This window comes from Pseudoroseomonas cervicalis ATCC 49957 (assembly GCF_000164635.1).
GTDB lineage: Bacteria > Pseudomonadota > Alphaproteobacteria > Acetobacterales > Acetobacteraceae > Pseudoroseomonas > Pseudoroseomonas cervicalis.
In genome coordinates, this window is record NZ_GG770789.1 from 1 (window position 1) to 2,266 (window position 2,266).

The following is a 2,266-nucleotide window of genomic DNA, read 5'->3' on the forward strand; positions in this document are numbered from 1 at the left end:
CGCCCTGCTCGCGGGCGAGCTGGCCCGGCGGCGCTTCGTCAGCATCATCGGCGCCGGCGGCATCGGCAAGACCACGGTGGCGCTCAGCGTGGCGCGGCGCCTGGCGGCGGAGGCGCCCGAGCCGCCGCTGCTGCTCGACCTCGGCTCGCTCACCGATGGCGCGCTGGCGGTCGGGCAGCTACTCTCGGCGCTGGGGCGGGAGGGCCAGGGCGGCGGCCTCGGCGCCGCGCTCGGGGCAGCGCGGCGGCTGATCATCCTGGACAGCTGCGAGCATGTGATCGGCGCCGCCGCCAGCCTGGCCGAGCAGATCCTGCAGGCGGGGCCCGAGCTGCGCGTGCTGGCCACCAGCCGCGAGCCGCTGCGCGCCGAGGGGGAATGGACCTATCGCCTGCCCTCGATGGCCTGCCCGCCGGAGGGCGCGCCGCTGGCGGCGGCCGAGGCGCTGGCCTATCCCGCCGTGGCGCTGTTCGTCGAGCGGGTGCAGGCCGCCGGCGCCCTGCCCGGCCTGGACGATGCCGCGGCGGCGCTGGTGGGGCGCATCTGCCGGCAGCTCGACGGCATCCCGCTGGCGCTGGAGCTGGCGGCGCCCCGGGTCGCGCAGCTCGGCCTGCAGCCGCTGGCGGAGCGGCTGGACGACCGGTTCCGGCTGCTGATGCAGGGCCGCCGCACCGCCCTGCCGCGCCACCAGACGCTGCGCGCCGCGCTGGACTGGAGCCACGACCTGCTGCCGCCGGAGGAGCAGCGGCTGCTGCGCCGCCTGTCGGTGTTCCAGGGCTGCTTCTCGCTTGACGCCGCGCTGGCGGTGTGCGGCGAGGCGGGGGAGGAGCCGGCGGGGCTGCTCGACCGCTTCGGCAACCTGGTGGACAAGTCCTTCCTGGTGCCGCAGCCGCGCCAGGCGGAGCTGGCGTATCGCTGCCTCGACACCACGCGGCTCTACTTGGCCGGCAAGCTGGAGGAGGCGGGCGAGAGCGCCGCCATGGCGCTGCGCCATGCCCGCCACTACGCCGCCGCCTTCGGCCAGGCCGAGGCGCTGTGGGAGCGGCTGCCGGTGGCCGAGGCGCGCGAGCGCCTGTGCCCCGACATCGACAATCTGCGCGCCGCCATCGACTGGAGCCTGGGGCCCGGCGGCCAGCCGGCGCTCGGCATCGCGCTGACGCTGTCCGGCGTGCCGCTGTGGTCGGCGCTCGGCATGATGGAGGAGGCGCGGCGGCGGCTGGAGGCGGCGATCGCCGCCTTCCGCGCCGGGGCCGAGCCGGAGCCGCGGCTGGGCATGCGGCTCTATGCCGCGCTCGGCACCGTCACCGTCTTCCTCGCGGGCACGGTGGAGGCCGCCTGGGTCAGCACGCTGGTCTTCGCCGAGCGGCTGGGCGATGTCGAGCACCAGCTGCGCGCGCTGAACGGGCTGGCGCTCGGCGCCATGCGGCGCGACTACCAGGAGGCGCTGGGCCATGCGCGGCGCTTCCGCGAGATCGCCTGGCGCGCCGGCCAGCCGGCGGACGGGCCGGTGGGCGACCGGCTGGTGGGCTTCGTGCTGCACATGCAGGGCGAGCAGGCGGAGGCCCGCCGGCTGACCGAGGCGATGCTGGCGCGCTATCCGCGCCGCGCCTTGCAGCCGCACCAGAACAAGCTGAACTTCTATGATCAGCGGATCCTGTCGCTGGCCACGCTGGCGCGCATCCGCTGGCTGCAAGGAGAGACCGCCCCGGCCCTGGCGCTGGCGCGCGAGGCGGCGGTGGAGGCGCGCCAGCTGGAGCATCCGTCCAGCATCATCTTCGCCCTGGGCATCACGCTGTGGCCCCTCGCCTTCCTGGTGGGCGAACTGGAGGAGGCGGCCGGCGCGCGGCAGGTGATCCAGCGCGACCTGCCGCCGCTGCGCGGCTGGGTGCTGTGGACCGACGCCTATCGCGGCGCCGAGATGGTGGCGCGTGGCGAGGTCGCGGAGGGCCTGCCCGTGCTGCGCGGCGCGCTGGCGGCGATGTCGCCCACCTCCTTCACCATCCGCATGCCGTTGCTGCATGTCGGCGTGGCGCAGGGGCTGCTGCGGCTGGGCCGGCCGGAGGAGGCGCTGGCCGGGCTGGACGCCGCGCTGGCCGAGGCGCGGCGCGGCACCGAGCTGTGGTTCGAGCCGGAATATCTGCGCCAGCGCGGCGAGATCCTGCGGGCGCTGGGCCGCCCGGTGCCCGAGGTGGCCGTGGCGTTCGAGGCGGCGCTGGCCATCGCCGACCGGCAGGCGGCGCTGTCCTGGTCGCTGCGCGCGGCGACCAGC

1 protein-coding gene is annotated in these 2,266 nt (G+C 76.5%); it reads left to right on the forward strand.

The features are described from left to right. On the forward strand, window positions 1-2,266 hold a 2,266-nt coding region (locus HMPREF0731_RS19005; RefSeq protein ID WP_007005832.1), incomplete at both ends, for an ATP-binding protein.